The sequence below is a fragment of the Bradyrhizobium sp. 87 genome, assembly GCF_023073015.1.
Lineage (GTDB): Bacteria > Pseudomonadota > Alphaproteobacteria > Rhizobiales > Xanthobacteraceae > Bradyrhizobium > Bradyrhizobium canariense_D.
Map to the genome: position 1 here is coordinate 24,023 of NZ_JADPIQ010000036.1, position 19,815 is coordinate 43,837.

The following is a 19,815-nucleotide window of genomic DNA, read 5'->3' on the forward strand; positions in this document are numbered from 1 at the left end:
GACTTAACCGCCGAGCGATCTTTTTGTGTCCTGCCATGGGTCGCGCGGCTGAACCTTACAGCCCAAAACCCCGGCCAATCTCCCGCATCAGTCTGAACGCGGCGTCAGTATGGCGGCCATAGAAGAGCGCGCGATCAAGCTGAGAAAAGATGCCCATTCCGAATAGCGCGATAGCAATGCCTCTAAGCATGGTTGTCGACCGGGTTGAACGATGCTGTTAAAATTCAAAACGGCCCCAGCCGCAGGATGGGGCCAACAGCGGGGCCGGCATTCCCATTTCAATGTGCCGCAATGGGCGGTAATCGGCACGGTCCCAGCTGGCCACATGAAAGCTAACGAATAGTTTCGCAACTCCCAAGCCGATCATGGTGCCTCCATTGGCTCCCTCGTTTCGCGGGTGCCAAGCCGACCAAGCAAGCAAAATCACCGTTCGGGAGCACGCCATGTGTTTGAGCGTTGTCGTCGCCGGCCAACGGCTCGACGACGGCACGCGGACCGCAAATGCCATTGCGGCCGCTAGGGTAGCTAACTCTCGCGATCATGGCGCGCCGATACCGCACGGAAGCGACGCTGTATGTCGCGCATTCGCTGTTCAGGACCTTAGGCCGAAACGAGCAGGATCGAGTTCGGGGCTATCCTGCCGCCATGAAAAACGAACGCGAGAAGGGCTGAGCGAAGCAGCGCCGTTTTATCAAGCCTCAGACCGAAAGGCTTGAGCTCACCGTACACGCGAGTGCTCAGCATTGAGGTCCAAACCGCTCGCTTCAGGTTTCGCGGAACGCGCGGGAGAGGCTGTCGAGGACAGGCTTCATGATGTACTCGAAAAACGTACGTTCTCCGGTCTTGATGTAAATGTCCGCGGGCATCCCGGGCGTCGGGATGAATTCAGGCATTTGCCTGAGAATATCGTCCTGGTCCAGGCGCACCCGAACAACATAGAATTCCCCACGCGTGTCGCCGTCGCGACGGGTTTCGGCCTTCCCCTGCACTTGCTCCGCCAAGGCGTCCGCTGACACGTAGATGACGCTCGCCCCGACCATGGGCGTGATGCGCTGGTTGAGCGCCGACAGCCGCACCAGCGCCTCCTGGCCTACGCTCACATGCGAAATGTCCTTGGGGTTCACATGTGCCTCGATGATGCGCTCGTCGCCGATCGGCAGGAGCTCAAGGATCACGGCACCAGGAGAGACCACGCCGCCCGGTGTATGGAAGTTGTTCTTCACCACAATACCTCGAACGGGCGACCGGACATCGACCCGATCGACCACATCCTGAGCGGCGCGAATCTGCTCCTCTCCGTCGTCCAGCTCGGCCTCGGTCTCGCGCAACTCCTTGATCGCCTCCCGAAGCGCCGTCGTGTGGAGCTGCGCTATTCGTTCGTTCGCCTGGGCGATCCGCTCCTTCGAATCGGCGATGCGGCCGAGATATTCGCCTAGCTCACCCCCGAGACCCGCCTCTGAGCGTCGCAACGCAAGCACATCCGACTTGCGGACCAACTGCTGGCCAAGAAGGGAATTCTTGTCCTTCAGCTCTTCGACGAACAAGGAAATTCGCTCTTTGGTGGACTGAACTTGCGCCTGATATCCGCGGATGCTTTCCTCCAGCCCAGCGATTTGCTTTAGGAGTACGCTTTCGTCGGTCACCAGACTTGCCCGGCGGGCCTGAAGCTCGGCACGTTGCCGCTCAAGAATCGCTTTGATTTCTGGATCACGTGCGTTCTCGCTGAATGCGGCCGGGGTTTCGATTGCGTCAGAAGAGCTCATTTCAGCTTCCAGACGCGCCTTCATGGCGAGCAGTCGATACTTCTTCAAAACCAGCCGTTTCAGCTTGGCGTTGGCAGCGGTATCGTCCATGCGAACCAGGACCTGGTTGGCCTCGACGGCATCCCCGTCCTTGACCGCAATCTCGCGGATGATGCCGCCCTCGAAGTGCTGGACAAGCTTGTTCTGCCCGGTAGCCACGAACGTACCCGAGGCGACGACCGCACTGTTGAGGGGAGCGACTGCGGCCCAAACGCCGAAACAGCCGAGCCAAACAACCAAGATGGCGAGGCCGGTGAAGATGGGCCATTTGGCGCTCAGCGGAACACCGCGGTACCACTCGCCGATGTCGTCCTTTACCGCTCTCATGCTGTCCTCCCGCGCTCGTCACCCGCCCGAGGATTCGATGCGTTGCGGCTGCTCCGGCTCATCACCGCCGGCCCTGGCGGGCGACCGAACCAGGCGATGCAACACCTCGCTCGGAGAGCCGAATGCTTCCGCGCGTCCGGCCCGCAGTATCAGCACTTTGTCAACACTGTTCAGTAGCGCCGGGCGCAGGGTTACGACCACGGCGGTGACCCCCCGCCTCTTGGCGCGCTGCAGGGTCTCGGTCAGAGCCTGCTCGCCCGCCGCGTCGAGATTCGAGTTGGGCTCGTCGAGCACGACAAGGGACGGATTACCGAAGAAAGCCCGGGCGAGCGCGATGCGCTGCTTCTGTCCTCCCGAGAGCGGCCCGCCACTGCGGTCGAGCACGGTCTCGTATCCTTGCTTCAACTGGCAGACCATGTCGTGAATTCCCGACAATATCGCCGCCTCATAGATGCTCTCGTCGGGCAAGTCGTCGCGCATGCGGCAGATGTTCTGCTTGATGGTCCCGGGAAATAGCTCGACCTCCTGGGGCAGATAACCGCTATATTCCCCGAACTGGCGGCGATCCCAATTGCGCAGCTCCGTTCCGTCCAGCCTGACCTTGCCGGCTGTCGGCACCAGACAACCCACCAGAATGCGCGCGAGCGTCGACTTGCCCGATCCGGACGGTCCGACAATGGCCAAAGACTCTCCGGGCGCGAGCTCGAGCGACACGCCATTGAGCACCGGCTCCTTCGAGCCCGGCGGCAGATACAAGACCCGATCAACGCTCAGGCGCCCTTGCGGTCTGGGCAAGCGCAGCTTAGGCGCCTCGCGCTGAAATGACTCGACGGCCTGCTTGACGCGGGCATAGGCCGATCGCGCCTGAACGCAGCTGCGCCATCCCTCAATCAAGCCCTCGAGCGGCTGCAGGGCGCGGCCGGCAATGATCGAAGCCGCGATCATCATACCCCCGGTGATCTCGGCGTGCAGGGCCAGATAGGCACCGGTACCAAGGATCGTGATCTGGGCCACGAGGCGGACGAATTTCGACGCACCGCTGATCCAGAAATTCCGGTCAAGGGCTTGGCTCTGCACCGTCAGCGCCGGCGCCTGCCGGCGCCCCCAGTGGAGAATGCTTTCGCTGAGCATTCCCATCGCATTGATCACCTGCGAATTTCGCGCCAGCGACTCCGCCGCCGCATCGGCCTCGGCGGCATGCAGGCCAGCCTCGCTCAGACGCTCCGAGGTCGCTTTCTGGTTGATCAGCGCAATAAGTGCCAGGACCAAACCCGATACGACTGCGATCCAGCCCAGATCTCGGTGAACGAGGAATATGACTGCGAAGTAGAGGGGCGAGAGGGGCGCGTCCATCAGTAAAAGCATGATAGGGCTCGAGATGAAGCCCCGCACCTGGTGAAGGCTGCGGATCGCCTGGATGGTTCCTCCCTCGCCGGCCCTGGCGTTGTTGATGCTGCTCGCCAGCACTGCGCCGCCCAGCACCGCTTCCATCTTGGTCGCAAGACGCCCCAGCACCTGCCGACGCAGAATGTCCACGATCGAGAGGACACCGATGAACGTCAGCGCGAGAGCCGAGAGCATCAGCAGTGTCTCGAGACTACGGCTCGTCAGCACGCGATCGGATATTTGAAACAGGTAGATCGGCAACGTGAGCATCAGCAGATTCACAACGACCGAAAATGCTGCGACCGCTACGAGGTTGGTGCGCGCGACCGAACGCCAGGCGGCCAGCGCGTTGACAGGTCCGACATAGTCGCGGGCCTCGCCGCCGGGTGCGACGCGATGTTGAGCTCCGGAATGATGGTTGCGCGGCGGATCGTCCAGTGTCTCGACAGCTGCCATGTTTGCCTCCCACTAGAGGATGGCATCATGAGTTCCAACATGATCGATCGGAGTATTATCCACGATGTCGGGAGGCGGCGGCGCGGGTTTTTGGACGTCGGCAGCCAGCGGCGCCGAAACGTCTTGCGCCGATGCGGTGTCCGCCTGCGACACGGCAGTCTGGGAGGGCGCGATCTCGCTGCTGAGCGTGACGCCATAGTCTGTATACTGGGTTCCGTTGAACAGCGAATCTGCCGGCGGCGGTGGCGCATCGTTCAACGCGATCACATCGCCCGCGACGGCGGTCGTCGCCGCGGCATTTGAGGTGTCCGTCACGACGTTCTCCGGGGCAGTGGTGGCGGATGCCGAACTCTCGATCGGTGCGTCAGCGGTGGTGGCGAGCGCAAGAAGCGTGTCGGCCGATCCAGGAGTTTGAGCGCTGCTGGTGTCCGGCACGGCCGGCGCCACCGGTTCGGTCGCGGGGGTGCTGAGCGAGTCTCCGGTGCTGGTGAGCACCGGCTCGGTCGTGTCAGCGACGGGTGCCGCACTCGCCAAAGCATCGCCAGCCACGCTGCCCGTGTCCGCCGGTTGCGACACGTCGCTCGGCGCATCGGTCGGAGCCGCAGCTGTGGTGAGCGCCGGCTCGCTGATGTCCGCGACGGGCGCCGCACTGGCCAAGGCATCGCCAGCCACGCTGCCCGTGTCGGCCGGTTGCGACGCGTCGCTCGGCGCATCGATCGGAGCCGCAGCTGTGGTGAGCACCGGCTCGGTCGTGTCCGCGACCGGCGCCGCACTCGCGAAGGCATCGCCAGCCACGCTGCCCGTGTCGGCCGGTTGCGACGCGTCGCTTGGCGCATCGGTCAGCGCGGTTGTGGTGAGCACCGGCTCGCTCGTGTCCGCGACCGGCGCCGCACTGGCCAAGGCATCGCCAACCGCACCGCCCGTGTCGGCCGCTTGCGACACGTCGCTCGGCGCATCGGTCAGAGCCGCAGCTGTGGTGAGCACCGGCTCGCTCGTGTCCGCGACCGGCGCCGCACTGGCCAAAGCATCGCCAGCCACGCTGCCCGTGTCCGCCGGTTGCGACATGTCGCTCGGCGCATCGGTCAGCGCGGCAGCCGTTGTGGTGAGCACCGGCTCGCTGATGTCCGCGACCGGTGCCGCACTCGCCAAAGCATCGCCAGCCACGCTGCCCGTGTCGGCCGATTGCGACGCGTCGCTGGTCGCATCGGTCGCAGCCGCAGCCGTTGTGGTGAGCGCGGGCTCGCTCGTGTCTAGGACCGGCGCGGCACCCGCAAGACCATCGCCAGCCACGGTCCCAGTGTCGGCCGGATGCGACACGTCGCTGCTCGGATTGGTCAGAGCGGCAGCCGTTGTGGCGAGCACCGGCTCGCTCGTGTCAGGGACCGGCACCGTACTCGCCAGAGCATCGGCAGCCACACTACCCGTGTCGGCAGGTTGCGACAGGTCGCTCGGCGCATCTGCCAGAGCGGCAGCCGTTGTGGCGAGCGCAGGCTCGCTGGTGTTAGCAGCGGGCGCCGCACTCGCCAAAGCATCGCCAGCCACGCTGTCCGTGTCGACGGGATGCGACACCTCGCCGGCCGGATTGGTCAGAGCGGCAACTGTTGTGGTTAGCACAGGTGCGCTCGTGTCAAGGACCGGCGCGCCACTCGCAAGTGCATTGCCAGCCACATCGGTGGGCTGTGATACATGACCAGGGGCACCGTTACCGGTGATCAGTTCCGCCTCCGCGATCTCAAGGGGTGATGCTGAACTATCAAGCGTGTCAGTTCCCGTGCTTTCCGATGCAACCGTTTGCGACAACGCGGTCGACTGAGTGTCTGGACCCGTCGTCTGGTCAACCACCTCGTTGCTCACCGTGCTCACGGTGTCGATCGCCGTCGCAAGCGCCGGCGGCACCGTAGCCTCGACCGGCGCAATTGTTCCAACCACGTCATCGGGCAGCGTGCTCGCAGTGTCGGCCAGAGTCGATAGCGTCGGCTGCGCCGCCGACTCGACCGGCGCAATCGCGCCGACCACGTCGTCGGGCAGCGTGCCCGCGGTGTCGGCGAAGGTCGTGAGCGTCGGCTGCGCCGCCTCGACCGGCGCAATTGCGCCAACCACGTCGTTGGATAGCGTGCTGACGATGTCGGTCGCCATCGCCAGCGCCGGCGGCACCGCCGCCTCGATCGGCGCAATCGCGCCAACCACGTCGTTGGGCAGCGCGCTGACGGCGTCGGTCGCCGTCGCGAGCACCGGCGGCACCGTCGCCTCGACCGGCGCAATTGCGTCAACCACGTCGTGGAATAGCGTGCTGACGCTGTCGGTCGCCGTCGCGAGCACCCGCGGCACCGTCGCCTCGACCGGCGCGATCGCGCCAACCACGTCGTTGGGCAGCGCGCTGACGGTGTCGGTCGCAGTCGCCAGTGCCGGCGGCACCGCCGCCTCGATCGGCGCAATTGCGCCAACCACGTCGTTGGGTCTCGTGCTCACGGTATCGGTCACCGTGGCGAGTGCCGGCGCTACCGCCGCCTCGACCGTCTCAATCGCGCCAACCATGTCGTTGGGTAGCGTGCTGACGCTGTCAGTTGCCGTCGCCAGTGCCGGCGGCGCCGCCAACTCGACCGGCACAATTGCGCCAACCACGTCGCTGGATAGCCTGCTGACGCTGTCGGTCGCCGTCGCCAGGGTCGGCGGCACCGCCGTCTCGACCGGCGCAATCGTTCCAACTACGTCGTTAGGCAGCGCGCCGACGCTGTCGCTCGCTGCCGCCAGTGCCGGCGGCACCGCCGCCTCGACCGGCGCGATTGCGCCAACCACGTCGTTGGGCAGCGCGCTGACGGTGTCGGTCGCCGTCGCCAGTGCCGGCGGCACCGCCGCCTCGACCGGCGCAATCGTTCCAACTACGTCGTTGGGCAGCGCGGTGACGCTGTCGCTCGCCGTCGCAAGTGCCGGCGGCACCGCCGCCTCGACCGGCGCAATTGCGCCAACCACGTCGTTGGGCAGCGCGCTGACGGTGTCGGTCGCCGTCGCGAGTGCCGGCACCACAGCCGCCTCGAGCGGCGCGATCGCGCCGGCCTCGTCATCGGATCGCGTGCTGACGGAGTCGCTCGTGGTCGCGAGCGCCGGCGGCACCATCGCCGCGACCGACGCAATCGTGCCGGCCACGTCGTTGGGCACCGTGATGACGATGTCGCTCGCCGTCGCGAGCGTCGGCGGCACCGCCGCCTCGACCGGCGCAATCCCTACCACCACGTCATTACTAAGGCCGCCGAGCATTCCAAGCGGGGGAAAGGAGTTGACGATCGACGGGCTAAACGAGTCGCAAAGCACATTAGACCCAACGGATTCGAGCGTTGACTCACCGGGCAATTGAGTGCTTCCGAGGTCGGAATCCGCTGAAAGCGAGTTGACGCGACTGACGCAACTAACGTCGGCTGAGGCGTGAGCATGGTGCTTGCAAAAATCGACCTCGTCGCCACTCCCACCCCCACCCCCAGAGTTCGCAGTAGCGACTGCTTCGCCACGAGCGGTGCTCGGTCTGGGCGCGTCTTCATGCGGCTCCGCCAGGAGCCCGGTCGGATCGAGCTGAGCCAAATGCGTGTCCCACGAGGCGGCCGGCCCTTTTGGCCTCTCATCCTCCGCGCCCGGTTTCGCGGGATCGCTCGCAGGCAGCTCGTCATTTGTCCCTTGCGGCCCCGCACCTGCTTGAGCGGCTGTCGCGTCTTCTTGCTTGGCCAGCGCAGATTTGAACGGGGCGGCAAGAAACTCCTCGCAGGCAACTAGCTGGGCAATAAAGAACGACCGGGTCAAGAAACTGAAAGAGCCGGATCGCTTGTCGGCGCGCTGCACTCCGGCTTCGAAAATCTTCCGCTCTTGTTCGAACAATTCGCGCTTTTCTACCTGGTGCATGACCGCCGCCTTTCTTGATCAAAAATCACCCTCGCCCGGCAGCATTCACCGCCAGGCGAGTCTCTTCGGCATGTCAGGCGTCCGTGTCGTGCGACGTATCCGTCGCCGTGTCGAAATGCCCTACGTCGAAGTAATCCATTGGGCCCATCAAGCCGATGGCGTATTCGAGCGCATCGTCGCAAGACATCGAAGCTAGCGCGCCGTGTATGTCACCCGAATGATCTGGACCGTGCGAGCTGAAATCACCCGCGAACTCACTATGGGAGAAGTCGAACTTGGCCAGCGCGTCACCCGGACTGCGATCGGTGTCGCCCCTGCTGCCATCGTCAGCCGGCTCGAGATCGCAATGGTCCTTGGGCTGGTATTCGCCGTCGTTGGCGTCCTTCCAGCCCCCATCGTGCTCTGGGTAGTCGCCCTTGGGGTAGGCGCCGCTAAGCTTGGCATAATTGTCCTTGCCGTCGCCGTTCTTCGAGCAGTCGTCGTCAGCGCTGTGATCGTCGTTCCATTTTGACAGCCTGCCGTCGTCATAATCGTCGGGCTTGGTTGACGTGCATTGCTCGGGTGGGGCGCCCTTTATCAGCCCGAGAATGCTCGTAACACTGCTCAGGATAGACATGGCTTCGCTCCTCGCTTCAGCTTTGCGACAGTCGCGGGCACGTGCGTCACGCGCGCGTGCCCTGCCCGGATCACCGCGCCATCACCCCTACTGTCGCCGAAGCACGCCGATGGATGCAGCGGCGAAAAAACAATTCACGCGTCATTCGAGCTGCCGGCGCATGGCCACAAGCTCTCTCCGGATCCACGCCTTGACGGTTCCGACAGGAACCCGGAGGTATTCGGAAATCTCCTCGTGCGTGCGCCCGTCGACGATCGCCAGAAGCAGGCTCGCGCGGCGCTGTGGCTCGAGTTGATCGAGCATGGTTCGCAGCGTCATGCTGTCTGGGATACAAGAGGCAGGGTTCGGAGCGGCCTGCTCGCGCGCGCAAATGGCATTCAATGCATCGTCCTCGAGCGCGAGTTCGCGCCTGGCGTTCTGCCGCATCTTGAGCGCCGTGTTGCGGACGATCGCGTAAATCCAGCCCCGGGCGGATCCTCGTGCAGGATCGAAGTTTTTCGCATATCGGAGAATCTGCGCGAATGCGTCGTGGATGACGTCCTCGGAACGCGATCTGTCGTGCACGATACGGTGCGCCATCGCGCGCAACTGTTCCTTCTCCCGCGCGTAGATCTGGCCGACGGCAGACTGCGATCCGGAGGCGCACTCAAGCAGAGCTGTTTCGTAATTAAGAGCCGTCTCGCCAGTGAGATAGCTGTCATGGCGCGCTACGCCGCAGCGAGACCTTGCCTTTGTTAAATCGAGGCACTGATGGGGCATGGTCGAAGTCACCCCTCATAAGGCAGAGCAGATGCGCGACATTTTCACGCACAGGGCCTGCGGCATTTAATATCGCGCATTTAATTCATTTAAATGATCGGTTTTAACAAAATACGAAATCGCTGTCGGCGAACTCAAGTCAGCAAGCATCGACTTCGTTCCCGGAAGTTTTCAAAAATTTTTTTCCCAATCGCCAAAGGGTGACGTGGTCGTCAGAGTGCAGGCGGACCATAGCACGTCGTTCTCGGCTGCTAGGTGAGCCGCTGAGAGGAGCAACGTAAGTCCTCGAGCCAACTTCCAAAATGGAGAGCGTCAACATCGTCGCTAGTCGCGTTTATAACTTCAGAGCACGCATCGGATCCGACCACCATGTAATGCCATCGAGGGACATTCGAAGCACCTTCAACACGCTATGTGACAGGACGTGACAGGGCGCGGCGACTTGCGCAGCTTCCGCGATGAGTGCAGCGATCGAAACAAGCTAAGGCGCTTCTTGGGCCGAGCTCGCCACATGGCGCGTCATCGCGCTTTCCTTCGAAGGCGCGATGTCGCATCTCAGCCGCGCAGAACATCCAGCAGACCAGACCGTCCAACTCACTGTGACGAAGCCGCCACCGAGTCCCACTTTAAAGCGCCTTGCACACGACGCTGCAGAACGCGATACAACAAGCGTCAAACACGTGCCGCTCACAAAATTTACGCGACCGTGCATCCAGATTGGCGTCTCGCACCTAGTGATGACGTGGCAACAGTTACATCAATGTTCCGCCACTTACATCGAAAGGAGACCAACATGCTGGAGATGACCAAACTTGCTCACCCTATCGAACTGTCTGATGAGGAGCTCGACCTCGTGGCCGCCGGCACCGGCGGCTGTGGCTGCCAGGATGGCGGATCACTGATCCGAACTGGCGACATCAATGTGCTCAGCGGAAACCAAGTTCAGGTTGGCCTGCTGTCCAAGCAGTCCCAAGTCTTTATTGGGTAAAGGCGGGATGCATCGGCGAACCGCTTCTCCAACAGGGGAAGCGGTTCTCCGGTAGCCATCCGCAGTCTTGTTTTGGCGGAAAGATACTCCGCGCAGCGCTTCAGTAAGGTGCGTCCATGGCGAACCGACCAACTCTGTTTCGTAAGGAAGCCGTCGACTTTTTGCATCAGCGCCACACCTGGGGTGAGGTCGTATTGCTGCAGCCGCTGTCGAGCACACTTCTTAGCTGGAGCCTTGCGGCGCTCGTTGTATTCATTTTGTGTTTTCTCTCCATCGCGCAATACGCCCGCAAGGAGACCGTCTCCGGGTATCTGACGCCGACCTCCGGCACAGCTAAGATTTTCATATCACAACAGGGCTTCATCAAGGCGATACACGTGAAGGAGGGGCAAGAGGTTGCGGGGGGCGACCCGCTCCTGACCATAGTTACTTCCCAAATCACGGCCAATGGCGATGACGTCAATGCGACCGTACTTGCGGTGCTGACGCAGCAACGCAATGTGGTCGAGCGACAGATCGATGCCGAAGATCGCCGAACCGCCTCAGAACGGGATCGCCTCGGTTCCACGATCAAGGGGATTGAAGGAGAGATTATCCAACTCGAGGACCAGCGGAACATCCAAAACGAGCGACTGAAACTTTCCGAGAGCTTCGTATCAACGGGCGCTAAGCTAACCGCGAGCGGCGCATTACCAACGATTGAGCTCAAGCGCCGCGAGCAGGCCGCACTTGAGCAAAAGCAGAGTGTGGTGTCGCTCGATCAGCAGATCACCGCGCGACACACCCAGTTGACAGACGCTCGGCATACACTCGAGCAACTCCCAACCATCGCCGCAGAGAGGATCCGAGGACTGCGTAATGAACTGTCCTCGATCGAACAGCGCGTGGCCGAAGTGAATGGGCGGCAGGCTTACGTTATCAAGGCGCCAACGAGTGGGCGCGTATCGACGCTGCAGGCGACAATAGGCCAAATCGCGGATCCCCGGCATATGCAGCTCGAAATCATTCCCGTTGATGCGCCCTTGCAGGCCGAGCTGTTCTTTCCGACACGCGCGTTTGGTTTTGTGCGTCCCGGCCAGCAGGTTCGGATACTTTACGATGCATTTCCTTATCAGAAATTCGGCACCTACCGCGGCAGCGTGACCAACGTCTCTCACACCATTCTGACCGGCAACGAAACGACCGGGCCGATCGCCCTCAAGGAACCGGCTTACCGTGTGACTGCGGCTCTCGAGCGGCCCGACATCGACGCCTATGGCCGTAAGATGCCGCTTCAGCCGGACATGCTGCTCAGGGCCGACGTGATCCTCGAGCAGCGGTCCCTGATGAGCTGGCTGCTTGATCCGGTGTTAAGCGCAAGGATGTAGCCCATGCAGGGACTATTGAATTTCAGCGGACGCAGATCCCTCCCGGTCATCCGGCAGACGGAGGCGACGGAATGCGGGCTCGCATGCCTCGCCATGGTGGCGTCTTATCATGGTCATCGAACTGACTTGAACAGCCTGCGGCGGCGGCATCCAGTGTCCCTAAAGGGCGTCACTCTCCGCGACCTCATGCAGATAGCAGCTCACCTGGGGCTGTCATGTCGGCCGCTGCGAATCGAGATCGGCCATCTCTGCCAATTGCGTCTGCCGGCTATTCTGCACTGGGACATGGCTCATTTCGTTGTACTGAAAGCGTACAGGAGGAAAGGGATCGTGGTGCACGATCCGGCAGCCGGCGAGAAATGGTTTCCCCTCACTGAAGCATCAAGACATCTTACCGGGGTCGCGCTCGAACTCTCGCCTACTGAAACGTTCTGCCGCACAGATGAGAGAATGCGATTGCCGTTCTCGGTTTTCTGGAGCGGAATGAACGGAAGCAATTATGCTCTGGCCCAAATACTAGTTCTGTCAGTGGTCATCGAATTGCTTCTCCTCGCCGCCCCTTTCTATATGCAGCTCACGGTTGACGAGGTCATCGCCAGGGGAGATGTCGATCTCCTGGTCGTACTCGGGCTAGGATTCGCGCTCCTTCTCCTGATACGGATCGCCTCGACCGCAACCCGCTCCTTCATTATTCTCGTTCTGCAAAACACGTTGAGCTTTCAAATCGGCGCGCGGCTGTTTCATCATTTGGTGCGCTTGCCGCTCTCATTCTTCGAAAAGCGGCACATCGGCGACATCCTGTCACGCTTCAATTCGATCGAGCCCATCCGCAACGTGCTCGCGGAGGGATTGATCACGGGGTTGATCGACGGTCTCATGTCGGTGTTGATGCTGGTGTTGATGTTCACCTACAGCATCCAGCTCGGACTTGTCGTCCTGCTGGCGTTCGCGTTGTATGCCGCCCTGCGGCTCGCTCTCTTCGGGATGTTCCGACAACGGAGCGAAGTGGCCATTCACAGCAAGGCAGACGAGAACTCCACCTTCATCGAAACCGTGCGAGCGGTGCAAAGCCTAAAGTTGCTCAACCGAGAGAACGAACGGGAGGGCCAGTGGCTGAATCGCTATGCTGCGTATATTAACGCCAACGTGCGGCTAGGCCGGGCCAGGATCAGCTTCAAAGCGATGAACGACACGATATTCGGCTTGGAGAACGTAATCACGATCTACCTCGCCGCTCGTCTCGCACTGGACAACCTCATCACGGTTGGAATGATATTCGCGTTCGTCAGCTACAAGCTGCAGTTCGCTGAGCGGACAGCGCTGTTGATCGAGAAGCTGGTAGATGTCCGCATTCTCGGACTGCACCTGGAGCGTCTCGCCGACATTGCGCTCACCCCGCTCGAGCGCGGGCACCACCTGGACCTGTCGTATATCCGGCAGATTCGCGGCGCGATCGAACTGCGGAACGTGTGCTTCCGGTATGCAGAAGGAGAGTCTCTGATTCTTAACAACGTCAATCTGTGCGTTGCTCCCGGACAATTCGTGACGATCATGGGACCATCGGGCTGCGGCAAGTCGACTCTTGTCAAGATTATGCTTGGGCTGCTCGAGCCAACGAGCGGAGAGGTTCTGATCGACGGTCTTCCGCTAGGCCAGATTGGACCGCGCGCTTATCGCGAGCAGATTGGCGCGGTGATGCAGGAGGATCAATTGCTGTCGGGATCGATTGCCGACAATATCTGCTTTTTTGATACAACCTTCGATCTGCAAGCGATGATCGATTGCGCGCGGATTGCCGGCATCCACGACGACATCATGGCAATGCCGATGAGCTACAACAGCCTCATCGGTGACATGGGAAGCTCGTTGTCTAGCGGGCAGAAACAGCGAGTATTGCTTGCGCGCGCGCTCTATCGCCGACCAAAGATCCTGTTTCTCGACGAGGGCACGGCACATCTCGACACCGAGAAGGAAAAGGAAATCAATGCGAATCTCCGGCACCTTAGTATGACTCGCGTGAGCGTAGCGCACCGACCGGAAATTACCCATGGAACAGATATGATCATCCATCTTGCCGCGGCGGCCAGACCGTTTCGGGCCGGAATGACGAGCCTCAGACGAGAAGCGGGGCCTGCGCAAGATGTCGGCGTCACCGGGTTTGCCGCCGAAGGTGCGAAATCGGCCGAGACCGGCCACGATGACTGCCCCGGTGCCCCCACGGGCGATTGCTCGAAGCGCGATAGTGACTGGAAAGACGCCAAGGACGACGACTGCCATTCACAGAAGGACTGCTGCCAGCCGCGGAAAGACTGCAACCCCAAGCCGTCCGACGACTGTGGCAAAGCCGACAACCCCGGTGAAGCGCTGGCCAGGATCGACTTCTCACGATGCTGATTCGGCTCGCGCAGTCCGGATCCTTCGCGTGACATGCAAGGCGCACTCGCTTCGATGACCCGCTCGGATACGCCATCGGCTGGCCAAACGCCTGCTGAAGTCGCGCGAGGACGTCCTGGCCGGATAGGACTCAACAAGCCGATTCATTGTTGCCTGGATTCCGATGTAAGGCCGGGCTCAACTTTCCCCCAGCCTTGAGCCTGGGTCGCTCCGAACCTCATGGAATTAGTCTCGATGCTCACGCTCCGGTTGGCTGCTGCCGCCATCAAGGCATTCGAAGAACGCCTCGAACAAACCAGTCGCGGTCTCGCCTGTTCACGCGTGTCATTCCCCCTAAGCCGGGGGATCGGCGTCCAAAATTTGAACGCCGATTGACACACGCGGGCGGGGCGCCATCAATATGCGAAACACCGACGTTTTCGCAGATTGAGACGAACGCCCTCTTCGCGTCAGCGTCCTCAAAGCAAAATCGTGTGCCTTGGACTCCGCGCTCGATCCACCAGTCGATTTTGTTTGCCCGCGAAAATGCGGGATGCCTCTCCGCGCAACTGATCCAATTGCCTTCCATAGGCCCGAACGATCACACAATTTGTCATTCTCTTATCCCCCAAAAAAGCGCTGTTCTAACTATCCCTGAACGCAAGAGTGCTTCCGGCTGCTCATCGCGCACGCGCGGTGAGCTATCCCTTCAAAACGCCAGAAAGTCATACAGTCAGTCGCTCCGCAGCGATCGCACGTCAATCGCTCCTGGCCGAGCATGTAGCGCCCGTGGATCCCGGTAGCGGCATTTTTGCACGATGGACAAATCAACAAAAAATTGCGCATACGCCAGCGCATCACCAGACCGCCCAACACCTTCGACGCCCCTTCGTGAATCAGGTATCTCGCTGAGGAGGAGCTTAGCGAAACTTTGCACGCCTGAATGTTCGATCGCGAACACAGGAACCGCCCTGCGCTTGCTCAGAGCGTGGTGGTATCCTTTCGGAAAGCTGCTAGGCTACCCTCAACTGCGAGAGAGCGAATGAGCGATGACGCGAAAGATGCAGGCCTTGCGGCGTTAATCAGTGGTATTTTTGCTCGGTCCGCGTCGCCCGTCGCCGCGCCTCCGGCGCCGGAGATGCCGTCAACACTCCAACGGGAGCCCGCGGTCGCGGCAGCGCCGCCAGCCAAGCCGCTCGTTCCCTTGTCCCCGGGCGGCCCCGATGAAAAACGAGCGCGACTGCCCGCGGTGGCGATCGCCGACCTCGTCCTTGGTGAGCTTCGCAAAATGGATGGCTTTCCGAAATCCGGAGTCTCGATCACCGTCTACGGAAGTCGACCTTGGAACGCCATGATCAGGTTCGCACCGTTCTCGACTACGTCGCAAGACGCTGCACGCCTGCGCCACGCTGTGCCCGACATCGTCTTCAGGCTTCGGGGGTACGTCGAGCTCGAAAACTAGGTTCTGCCGATCACGTTCGCCAAACTCGCCTCCTATCCCGCCGGGCTCGGCGTGACTTCCGACAATTGGACTTGCTGCGCCCATCCCCCTGCCGGTGTGAAATCTAGGAAGTCGGAAAAGGGCGCTCATAGCCCTCAGCGGAAGTATGGATGTGCCCTCGTTTCGTCCGCGGCCTAATAGCACGCCCTGTTCCCGCGAGTTCCGATTTCGCGGACTGGCCAGCAGTAGTATGATGGAGGTCACTAAGCCAATTCTGAGGGAGGGAATCATGCCGAACCTGGCCTCCTCGACGAACTCCGACGTGAGAGCCGAAGTTACCGGAGCTTATGCCGCGTGGGATACGGCGTTCAACAAAGCTGACGCCAAAGGGGTCGCCACAGCGTACGTTTCAAACGCGAAAGTGTTACCACCAACGCATCAGGTTATATCGGGTCCGGAAGAAATCGAAAAATTCTTTGCTGGGCTGTTTTCAGGCGGATTCACTGATCACAAACTAACAATCATAGATGCGGGTGGAGACGAGAAGGTCGTCTACAGTACCGCAAAATGGACGGCCAACGGCAAGGGACCGGATGGGAGCCGCCAAAGTGCCGGCGGCATTGCCACCCATGTGTTCGAGCGTCAAGCGGATGGCTCACTGAAGCTGAGGTTACATACCTTCAACTGAACTCGCCGTCGTATCGCTTGGCGCCGCGCGAGTAGACGTCGCGTGGATATAGCCGAATGGCTTCGCAGTCTTGGGCTGGAGCGCTACACTCGCGCTTTCCAGGAAGCCGAAGTCACGCCTGATGTCCTGCAAGACCTGACTGAAGCCGATCTGCGAGAACTCGGCTTGCCGCTCGGGCCGCGCAAGACCGTATTGAAAGCGATTCAGGCGCGCATGTCATCGATCGCTTCCGTCGCCACTGATGCTGGTGAGCCAACCGAACGGACAAGGCCGTCACTGCCCTCAGAGGCGGACCGTCGGCAGCTTACGGTCATGTTCGTCGACTTGGTCGGTTCCACCGCGCTCGCCTCAGGGCGCGACCCCGAGGAGCTGAGTGACCTCATGCAGGCCTACCACAACGCCGTGGCGGGCGAGATCGCCCGGTTCGAAGGCCACATAGCCAAGCTCCTGGGCGACGGCGTTCTCGCGTATTTCGGTTGGCCGCGGGCGCATGAAGATGAGGCGGAGCGTGCCGTCCGCGCCGGGCTTCGAGTGACAAAGGCGGTCGCCTCCCTTACCGAGCCGGGCGGTGTAGCGCTTGCCGCACGCGTCGGCATTGCAACCGGTCTCGTCGTGGTCGGCGAACTGATAGGCGAGGGAGAGGCTCGCGAGCGCGCCGTGATCGGCGAAACCCCGAACCTGGCTGCCCGACTGCAGAGTCTGGCCGAGCCCGGTGATGTGGTGATCGCCGAGTCAACGCGCCGCCTGCTGGCCGAAGCCTTCATTTACCAGGACCTCGGCACAGTGCCGCTCAAAGGTTTCCCGGAGCCGGTGCAGGCCTGGCTTGTCAGTGGTGAGGGCGCAGCCGAGAGTCGATTCGACGCCCAGCACGGCATGGCAACGACCGCGCTGGTCGGACGAGACCAAGAACTTGCATTGCTCCTGGAGCGCTGGGAGCAGGCGAAAGAGCGAGAGGGACAGATTGTCCTGCTCGGCGGCGAAGCAGGCATTGGCAAGTCCCGGCTCGTGCGGGCGCTGCGCGACCACCTCGCAGGTGCGCCGCACACGCCACTGAGCCATTTCTGTTCTCCGTTCCATACCAGCACCGCCTTGTATCCTGTCATTGGGCTCCTTGAGCGGGCAGCAGGAATACGACGGGAGGACGCTCCCGAAGAACAGCTCGATAAACTCGAGGCCATGCTCGCTCTTGCCACAAACGACGTGCATGAGAGCGCGCCGGTTCTTGCGGACCTCCTGGCAATCCCGACGGGGGAGAGATACTCGCCACTTGCACTTAGCCCACACCAGAAGAAGGAGCGAACGTTCCAGGCTCTCCTGGAGCAGATACAAGGCCTGGCGGCAAGGCAGCCGCTGCTCGCCGTCTACGAGGATGTTCACTGGGCAGATCCTACCATGCTCGAACTCCTCGACCGGGCCGTTGACGAAGTGCAGCAACTCCCGATTCTGATCATCATCACCTTCCGGCCTGAGTTCGTTCCGCGCTGGGCAGGTCATGGGCACGTGACGGCGCTCTCTTTAAGCCGACTAGGCCGCAGGCAAGGGGCGACTGTCGTGGACCGGATCACTGGCGGCAAAATACTTCCACAAGAAGTGCTTGAGCAGATTCTGGCTAAAACTGATGGCGTGCCGCTGTTTGTCGAGGAACTCACCAAGGCCGTCCTCGAATCCGGGTTGCTCAAAGACCGGGGTAGCTACTATGAGTTGATTGGTCCTTTGCCGCCCCTAGCGATCCCGACGACGCTCCAGGACTCGTTGATGGCGCGCCTCGATCGATTGGCGCCGGTAAAGGAAGTCGCCCAGATCGCGGCATGCATTGGGCGCGAATTCGGACACGAGCTTCTAAGATCGGTAACGGCGCTCGACGAACACGCGCTGCAGCGTGCTCTCAATGATCTAATGACAGCGGAACTCATATTCCGCCGTGGAGCACCTCCGGATACGGGCTACAGCTTCAAACATGCGCTGGTCCAAGACATCGCGCATGAGAGCCTTTTAAAGAGCAAGCGGCAGCAGATCCATGCTCGCATCGCTGCAGCTCTCGAGGAACATTATCCTGCCCGTGCAGAAGCTGAGCCGGAAACGATCGCTTTGCACCTCACGCAGGGGGGACTGGCGGGAAAGGCGGTCGGCTATTGGCTGCGGGCGGGCCGGATTGCCGCGGGGCGTTCCGCCAATCTCGAGGCGATCGCTCATCTCACAAGAGGGCTGGATGCACTCAAGTCGAATCCAGAAGGGCCGGAGCGCGATCGCCAGGAACTCGCCCTGCAAACGGCGATCGGAGGTCCGCTGATTGCCATTCACGGATACACGGCTCCGCAGCTTGGCACGGCCTTCAGCAGGGCCCATGCGCTCTGCTATGAACTCGATGACACGGATGCCTTGTTCGCCACCCTTAGCGGCAAGTTTGTTTTCCACTTCGTGCGAGGCGACTTTGGTGCCATGCAGAGCCTTGTCGCCGAGGCCCAGCGCGCTGCCGAGCGCACCGGGGACACGGCGCTCAAACTAGCTACGCATCGTTTGGCGGCGCTCACCGCCATGCACGCCGGCGACTTTCTTACGGCGCGCTTAGAGCTCGAAGCGATCGTGAGGCGCTATCAGCCGGATACGCATCGGCCGCCACCTGTCCACTATGTACATGACCCGAAGGCCTCGGCGCTACCCTACCTGGCGATCGTGCTTTGGATACTTGGCTATTCCGAACAGGCGCAGAGGGCCAGCCGCGCGGCGTTTGAATACGCTGCGGAGTTAAATCAAACGAACCTTACGGCGCACGTGCAGGTCTATGGCGGAGCGGGGCCTGCGGAGCTGATGGGTGACGTGGCGGGTGTGCATGCGCACGCTGAAGCCATCATCGATCTCGCCGATCAGCACAGTTTGAATTATTGGCGCTTGAGCGGTCTCATCCTACGGGGTTGGGCAATGGCCCAAGAAGGTAACGTGGAGGGCGGCCTGGCCCTCATGCGCCTCAGTCTGAACGAGAGGGCCAGGCTCGGAGCCAGTTGGTACCAGGTCCGGTACTTGTGGATGCTCGCGGCGATGCACCATCAGTTAGGTGACGACGAAAACGGGCTGGCCACCCTGGCCGAAGCGAAGGCCATTGCTGCGCGCAACGAAGAACATATGTGGGAGGCGGAGCTTGCATGCATGGAGGGCGAACTGCATCGCACTCGTGGTGCTCCAGCTGAGGAGGTCGAGAACTACTTGCAAGCTGCGCTCAAGATTGCTCAAAGCCAAAGCGCGAAAGCCTTTGAATTACGTGCGGCCATGAGTCTGGCTCGGCTTTGGCGCGACCAGGGCAGGAAGGCCGACGCGAGAGGCCTCCTTGGTCCCGTCTACGGCTGGTTTACGGAAGGGTTGGAAACATCAGACCTTCGTTCTGCCAAAGCACTCTTGGAGGAAATCGCTTAAGTTTAACGTCACGTGTTCAGCGGTGCACCATTCGCATGGTCCGGGGCTTCCGGTGGACCGAAGCTTCTGCTGAGGCTCGCGCAAACTGGAAAACTAAATTGGTTGTCGGTGGGCACCCGGGTGTCGCGCGCCATGGAAAACTGCCCCCTCAGCGTCACGAGGAATTGCCCCCTCCTCGGATGGCTGAGGAGAGAGTGAATGAAGCGGGAACGAATCGCTGAAAGCTCGGCGTGGAATGATCCACGGGGGCAGGTGATGAAGACGCCGGATGACGTGGCGGAGATGATGCGCCTGAGGGCGTGCGGGTGGGGTGTGA

11 protein-coding genes are annotated in these 19,815 nt (G+C 61.5%); 6 read left to right on the forward strand and 5 right to left on the reverse strand.

Annotation, left to right across the window (positions count from 1 at the left end):
* Positions 1-764: 764 nt before the first annotated feature.
* The 5 genes from IVB50_RS09020 to IVB50_RS09040 all read right to left on the reverse strand — a co-directional run bounded on the left by IVB50_RS09020 (position 765) and on the right by IVB50_RS09040 (position 9,234).
* Entirely contained in the window at positions 765-2,129 is a 1,365-nt protein-coding gene (locus tag IVB50_RS09020; RefSeq protein ID WP_247295615.1) for an HlyD family type I secretion periplasmic adaptor subunit, read from the reverse strand.
* An 18-nt stretch (positions 2,130-2,147) separates the two neighbouring features.
* The gene (locus IVB50_RS09025; RefSeq protein ID WP_018458879.1) at positions 2,148-3,971 is read right to left on the reverse strand and encodes a type I secretion system permease/ATPase; all 1,824 of its coding nucleotides are present in this window, start codon (positions 3,969-3,971) and stop codon (positions 2,148-2,150) included.
* Positions 3,972-3,983: 12 nt separating this feature from the next.
* On the reverse strand, positions 3,984-7,202 hold the full coding sequence (locus IVB50_RS09030; RefSeq protein ID WP_247295616.1) for a hypothetical protein: 3,219 nt from the start codon (positions 7,200-7,202) through the stop codon (positions 3,984-3,986).
* A gap of 730 nt (positions 7,203-7,932) precedes the next feature.
* Entirely contained in the window at positions 7,933-8,475 is a 543-nt protein-coding gene (locus IVB50_RS09035) for a hypothetical protein (RefSeq protein ID WP_247295619.1), read from the reverse strand.
* Positions 8,476-8,616: 141 nt separating this feature from the next.
* On the reverse strand, positions 8,617-9,234 hold the full coding sequence (locus IVB50_RS09040; protein ID WP_247295621.1) for a sigma-70 family RNA polymerase sigma factor: 618 nt from the start codon (positions 9,232-9,234) through the stop codon (positions 8,617-8,619).
* Positions 9,235-10,027: 793 nt separating this feature from the next.
* Between IVB50_RS09040 and IVB50_RS09045 the strand changes: the two genes are divergently transcribed.
* The 6 genes from IVB50_RS09045 to IVB50_RS09070 all read left to right on the forward strand — a co-directional run bounded on the left by IVB50_RS09045 (position 10,028) and on the right by IVB50_RS09070 (position 19,499).
* On the forward strand, positions 10,028-10,222 hold the full coding sequence (locus IVB50_RS09045; RefSeq protein WP_157643074.1) for a hypothetical protein: 195 nt from the start codon (positions 10,028-10,030) through the stop codon (positions 10,220-10,222).
* 116 nt (positions 10,223-10,338) lie between these two features.
* Positions 10,339-11,589 (forward strand): HlyD family efflux transporter periplasmic adaptor subunit, encoded by a 1,251-nt coding sequence (locus IVB50_RS09050; protein WP_247295623.1) that lies wholly within the window; start codon positions 10,339-10,341, stop codon positions 11,587-11,589.
* Between the two features lie 3 nt (positions 11,590-11,592).
* A complete protein-coding gene (locus IVB50_RS09055; protein WP_247295626.1) occupies positions 11,593-13,983 on the forward strand; it encodes a peptidase domain-containing ABC transporter in 2,391 nt (796 codons plus the stop codon).
* A gap of 1,021 nt (positions 13,984-15,004) precedes the next feature.
* Positions 15,005-15,424 carry a hypothetical protein gene (locus IVB50_RS09060; protein WP_247295628.1) on the forward strand — a complete coding sequence of 140 codons (420 nt, stop codon included), beginning with the start codon at positions 15,005-15,007 and terminating at the stop codon, positions 15,422-15,424.
* Positions 15,425-15,692: 268 nt separating this feature from the next.
* Positions 15,693-16,091 carry a nuclear transport factor 2 family protein gene (locus IVB50_RS09065; protein ID WP_246648595.1) on the forward strand — a complete coding sequence of 133 codons (399 nt, stop codon included), beginning with the start codon at positions 15,693-15,695 and terminating at the stop codon, positions 16,089-16,091.
* Between the two features lie 42 nt (positions 16,092-16,133).
* Positions 16,134-19,499, forward strand: a complete 3,366-nt coding sequence (locus tag IVB50_RS09070) for an adenylate/guanylate cyclase domain-containing protein (protein WP_247295630.1) — start codon at positions 16,134-16,136, stop codon at positions 19,497-19,499.
* Positions 19,500-19,815 lie beyond the last annotated feature (316 nt).